A 5,092-nucleotide genomic window follows, 5' to 3' on the forward strand; every position below is an offset into this window, starting at 1 on the left:
CGGCGCGCCCGCTCGACGGACTCGCGCAAGAGCTCCAGCAGGTTCTGGCGGTCGCGGGGCGAGAGCCGTGTGTCACTCATCTTGGTGGTATCGGTCGTCCAGATGGGCGATCCCCAGCGCGGGTCGCCCTGGGTGCGCGGGACGACGTGCCAGTGGAGGTGCGGGGCCACGTTGCCGAGCGAGGCGACGTTGACGTGGTCGGGGCGGACGGCGCGCATGAGTCCCACCGTGGTCACGCGCAGGTCGTCGGAGAACGCGGCCCACTCCTCGCGCGACAGGTCGTCGGGGCGCGGCGCGTGGCGCGGGTCGAAGACCAGCACGCACTGACCGCGGTAGGTCTGATTCTTCGCGAGATACAAAGAAGAGATCGACAGCCGGGCCAGGAAGTCCCACTCGGAAGTCACCGGCGGCCGCGGCTCGCACAGCGTGCAGCCTTCCCCGCGCAGGCGCGCCTCCCAGTCGAGACTCATCGCCGTTCCCCCGCCGCGCACCATGACGGGAGAACCCACTTGACGCCAGGGCGAAAACAGAGCGAAAATACGCGAAGAGAAGACGAATGAAGGCGGAATGAGATGACGGACAACGATCACGGAGGCACCCCGGCGGCCCCGGCCTTGGCACTGGCCTCGGAGCGGGAGCCAGAAGCCGGCTCGCAGCGATGGAACGGCTTGCCTGCCTCGTTCTCGCGGATCTGCCACTCGCCGCGAGCCTCCGGGCCGAGCCCGAGCTGGCCGCGAAGCGGGTTGCGATCGTGGAGCAGCGCGACCGGAAAGGCCGGAGCGCGCAGAGCCCGGCCATCATCGCAGGGTTCTATCGCGGACTGACCGTCGCACAGGCCAAGGCGGTCGAGCCCGGGCTCGAGGTCCGCACTTTCTCACTCGAGGGCATGCGCTCGACCGAGCAGGCGTTGCTCGACGTGGCCAGCTCGGTCTCGCCGCGCGTCATGGTCGCCGCGCCAGGCCTGGTGTTCATCGACCTGGCGGGCACGCAGTCACTCTTCCCGTCCGAACGCGGGCTCATGACCGCGCTCGAGACCCGGCTGAGCGACGTGGGCTTCCAGGTCGGCCGCAGTGGTCCCGCGTGTGTGCGGCTCGGAATCGGGCCCACGCGCACGGTGGCCGAGCTCGCCGCGCGCCACCGCGACGGCGGGCGGATCCTGCGCGCCGAGGAGGCCGCGAGCTTCCTCGTGCCCCTGCCGCTCGACCTGCTCGACCCCCCGACCGAGCTCGCCGAGCGGCTCACGCACTGGGGGGTACGCACGCTCGGCCAGATCGCGCGCATTCCGCGCGACGCCCTGGGCGGCCGGCTCGGCGAAGCCGGTGTGCGCCTGGCCCGGCGCGCGAACGGCGAGGATCTGGGCCCCTTCCGCTCGAACCCGCCGCTCCTGCGCTTCGAGGAGGGCGCCGACTCGGAGTGGGCGATCGCCAACCTCGAGCCGCTCTCGTTCCTGCTGCGCGCGGTGCTCGAGAGACTCGTGCGGCGCGTACGCTTGCGCGGCCTGGCGCTGCGCCGCCTGCGGCTCGAGCTCACGCTCGAGAGCGGCGCCGCCAGCGCGCGCGAGATCGGCCTGGCCGCGCCCACGCTCGAGCCCCACGTGCTGCTCGGACTCACACGGCTCGCGCTCGAGCGCCATCCGCCCGCGGAGGGCGTGATCGCGCTGCGCGCGATCGCCACTCCCGACGCCGTCGAGACCGCGCAGCTCGACCTGTTCCTGCCGCCGCTCCCCTCCCCCGGCGAGCTGGCCGTGACCATCGCGCGCATCGAGTCACTCTGCGGCGCCGGCCAGGTCGGCGCGCCGCGCGTGGAAGACACCCATCAGCAGGATGCCGCCGCGCTGGTCGAGTTCCGGCTGGCACACGAGCGCCGGCGCGACGCGGCCGCGAGCTCGCGCCGCGAGCCGCCGCAGCGCGGCGTGATCGCCCTGCGCGTGCTGCGACCGCCGCGGCCGATCCGCGTCTACGGCGCGGACCGCGGCGCGCCCGCCTACGTGTCGCTCCAGTCACGCAGCAGCGAAGGCGGCCGCGTGCTGCACGCCGCCGGCCCCTGGCGGCTGTTCGGCGAGTGGTGGGGCGAGAGCCGCTTCGCGCGCGACTACTGGGACGTGGAGCTGTCCGACGGCGGCATCTATCGCCTGTACCACGACCTGGCGAACGACTCGTGGTGGACCGACGGGCTCTACGACTGACCGGCGTGCCCGCGCAGGAGCTTCTCGGCGCCCGACACGAGCTCCGCGATGATCTCCGCCGCAGGCCGCACCGAAGTCACGTTCGCGACCGACTCACCGGCGTAGAGCGCCATCGCGTCGACCCGGCCCGAGCTGCCCACGCTGGGGCAGATCACCGAGAAGCGAGTCACCGGGAGGCGCCGGCCGCCGATCGGCACCTCGCCCACCGGACCTTCGGGCAGGGCTTGCGCGGCCTCGATCGACGCGCGCAGCACGCGGTGCGGCGCGTTCGGCCACAGACCCGAGAACGCCTCGGTGAGACAGGTGTCGCCCGCGGACGCGCGCAGCACCGACTCGACGTAGCCGGGGTGCGCCGACGACTCGTGCGTGGCCAGGAAGCGCGTGCCCAGGCGCGCGCCCGACGCGCCGCAGGCGAGCACCGCCGCGAGGTCGCGCGCGGTCGCGAGCCCGCCTGCGGCCACGATCGGCACGCGCACGCGTTCGAGCGTGTCGGCCAGCAACGGCAAGAGGCTCGTGACTCCCCGCACGTGGCCACCGGCCTCAGTGCCCTGCGCCACCACGTAGTCACAGCCGGCGCGCTCCGCCGCGGCCGCCTCGGCCGCCGAGCCGACCTGCCAGCCCACGAGCGCGCCGTGACGATGGCCCTCGCGCGCGAACTCCGGATCGGGCTCGCCGTAGAAACACTCGACGATGCGCGCCCGACGCGCGGCCACGGCCAGGGCTTCGCGGTCGAGGAACGGCACGAGGAAGTTCACGCCGAACGGGCCGCGCGCGGCCCGCGCCAGGCGTTCGAGCTCGGACTCGAGCGCTTCGGGCGAGAGCAGGGTCGCGGGCAGCATGCCCACGCCGCCCGCGTTCGTGACCGCCGCAGCCAGCTCGACCGATGTGACTCCAGGCATGGCCGCGCACTGGATCGGAACGCTGGCCCCCACGAGTCGCGTGAACGCCGTCTCCAACATCAGAACGCCAGCCGCCCGAAGAGCTCCTGGAACGGCAGCATGACCTGCGCGCGGTAGGCGGGCCGTGCGCACAGGCGCCGGTACCAGGCCTCGACCCGCGGCGGGTGCGGGACGGGCAGCCCCATCTCGAAGTAGCGAAACAGACTCGCTCCCGTCGGGATGTCCGCGAGCGTGAGCGTGTCGCCCAGCAGGTGGTCGCGTGACTCGAGCTGCGCGTCGAGCAGCCGGAAGTGGCGTTCGCACGCTCGCAGCGCCGCGGCGATCGCCGGCTGGTTGCGCTGCGCCTCGGGGGTGCGGTACCAGCCCCAGAAGATGCCCATGAAATCGGGCTGCAGGGTGGTCTCCGCCCAATCGAGCCAGCGGTCGGCATGCGAGCGCGCGGCCGGGGAGCGCGGCCACCACGACTCACCGCCATGACTCGCGGCCAGATAGCGCAGGATCGCGTGCGACTCCCAGACCGCCAGGTCGCCGTCGACCAGCACCGGAACGCGCCGGTGCGGGTTCAGCGCGCCGAACTCCGGGGTGTCGAGGCCGCCGAAGCGCCCGCCGAGCTCGCGTTGCTCGAAGTCGAGCCCCAGCTCGGCCAGCAGCCACTGCACCTTCTGCACGTTGAAGGAGCTGCGGCGGCCGAGAAGCAGCGGGCGGGACACGGCTCACCCGCCGTCGTCGAAGAACTCGACGACGCCGGTCTCGAGCGAGTACTCGGCCCCCACGACCAGGAGCTCGTCGCGCTCGATCATCTGCTCGAGCAGCTCCGAGCCGTGGCGCAGGTGACTCACCGAGATGCCCACGTTCGCGCGCACCGCGTGGCGCACCAGCGCGTCGGGGTCGTTGCGCATCTCGGTGTACAACAGGCCTTCGACCGATGGCCGCACGCGGTCCACGATTGAGCGCAGGCCGCGCGGGCGGTTCACCGAGGGCTGGCGCAGCTCCTCGAGCGTGGCCAGGATCGCGCCGCACTGCGTGTGACCCAGCACCACGACCAGCCGCGCGCCCGAGCGCGTGGCCGCGAACTCGACGCTGCCGATCTGCGACGGCGCCACGATGTTCCCCGCCACCCGGATCACGAACAGGTCACCGAGCCCCTGGTCGAACACCAGCTCGGCGGGCACGCGCGAGTCCGAGCAGCCGAGGACGATCGCGAACGGCTCGAGCGCCTTGGCCAGCTCGGCGCGGCGCTCGTGGGTGAGTGGTACGTCGGCGCTGCGCACGCCATCGACGAAGCGGCGGTTGCCCTCCCGCAGCCGATTCAGTGCCTCACGGGCCGGGATCATGCGTCGCGACTCTCTCTTCCGAAGGAACGGCGGATCTCGGCGACGATGCGCGCCGCAACCGCCCGGGTCTCCAGACCCGTGACGTCGATCTTCGCATATGGCAGCGCCTGGATGTCCTCCAGCTTGTGGAGCACGAACGGAAGGGCGCGGGGCCGCTCGCCGTCGCGGGCGCAGCGCTCGGCCAGCGCCTCGGGGGTCGCCACCAGGTGCAGGATGAGGAGCTGCTCGTAGCGCCCGTCGAGACCCTTCAAGATGCGCTCGATCAGCGCCGGGTTCGCCAGCACCCAGGTGAGCAGCACGAGCGGGTAGCCGGCGTCGAGATAGCCGCGCAGCACGGCCAGCACGTTGCGCATGAAGATCGGGCCGGTGTCCGGAGTCACTTCGAACGGGTGCACGCGCCAGGCGTCGTCCGCGTCGAGACACGCGCAGCGCTCGAAGGCGCGCTCCACGTGCCGCAGCGCGGTGCTCTTCCCGACCCCTGGCGGGCCCCCGATCAAGACGAGCTTTGCCACCCGTCTCGCGTTATCGCGCGGACGAGTGCGCAAGTGCAAGTCAGCGGATCACACTGCGCCGGACAGGAACAGCGCGGCGACGCCAGCGGCGATGGCCGCGGCCCAGACCAGCTTGATCTCGCGCGGGCCGGGCGCGCCGCGCACGAAGCCGGGATGCCGCAC

General features: G+C 72.6%; 6 protein-coding genes. 1 reads left to right on the plus strand and 5 read right to left on the minus strand.

All coding sequences use genetic code 11. From position 1 onward, the window contains the following. Positions 1 to 470, minus strand: a 470-nt coding sequence (locus VMR86_04870; protein ID HTO06370.1) for an HIT domain-containing protein, incomplete at its 3' end; no start/stop codon positions are given. Positions 471 to 658: 188 nt separating this feature from the next. On the opposite strand from VMR86_04870, the gene VMR86_04875 reads away from it, so the two are divergent. Continuing rightward, a complete protein-coding gene (locus VMR86_04875) occupies positions 659 to 2,185 on the plus strand; it encodes a hypothetical protein (protein HTO06371.1) in 1,527 nt (508 codons plus the stop codon). Here the strand turns inward: VMR86_04875 and VMR86_04880 are convergent. The 4 genes from VMR86_04880 to VMR86_04895 are packed head-to-tail and all read right to left on the minus strand — an operon-like array spanning position 2,176 to position 4,930. Further along, positions 2,176 to 3,144, minus strand: a complete 969-nt coding sequence (locus VMR86_04880; GenBank protein HTO06372.1) for a nitronate monooxygenase — start codon at positions 3,142 to 3,144, stop codon at positions 2,176 to 2,178. The genes VMR86_04875 and VMR86_04880 overlap by 10 nt on opposite strands. Continuing rightward, on the minus strand, positions 3,144 to 3,794 hold the full coding sequence (locus VMR86_04885) for a glutathione S-transferase (protein HTO06373.1): 651 nt from the start codon (positions 3,792 to 3,794) through the stop codon (positions 3,144 to 3,146). Before VMR86_04885 ends, VMR86_04880 begins: the two co-directional genes overlap by 1 nt. 3 nt (positions 3,795 to 3,797) lie before the next feature. Beyond that, positions 3,798 to 4,418: a carbonic anhydrase gene (locus VMR86_04890; protein HTO06374.1), complete on the minus strand. Its 621-nt coding sequence runs from the start codon at positions 4,416 to 4,418 to the stop codon at positions 3,798 to 3,800. Beyond that, positions 4,415 to 4,930 carry a hypothetical protein gene (locus VMR86_04895; GenBank protein ID HTO06375.1) on the minus strand — a complete coding sequence of 172 codons (516 nt, stop codon included), beginning with the start codon at positions 4,928 to 4,930 and terminating at the stop codon, positions 4,415 to 4,417. The genes VMR86_04890 and VMR86_04895 overlap by 4 nt, the downstream gene beginning before the upstream one ends. Positions 4,931 to 5,092 lie beyond the last annotated feature (162 nt).

The organism is Myxococcota bacterium (genome assembly GCA_035498015.1).
In the GTDB taxonomy this organism is placed as follows: Bacteria; Myxococcota_A; UBA9160; order SZUA-336; family SZUA-336; genus VGRW01.

Bases quoted from the DNA above. Each gene is read 5' to 3' on its own strand.
- VMR86_04890 (HTO06374.1), bottom strand. From the start codon at position 4,418: ATGATCCCGGCCCGTGAGGCACTGAATCGGCTGCGGGAGGGCAACCGC.
- VMR86_04875 (HTO06371.1), top strand. From the start codon at position 659: ATGGAACGGCTTGCCTGCCTCGTTCTCGCGGATCTGCCACTCGCCGCG.
- VMR86_04880 (HTO06372.1), bottom strand. From the start codon at position 3,144: ATGTTGGAGACGGCGTTCACGCGACTCGTGGGGGCCAGCGTTCCGATC.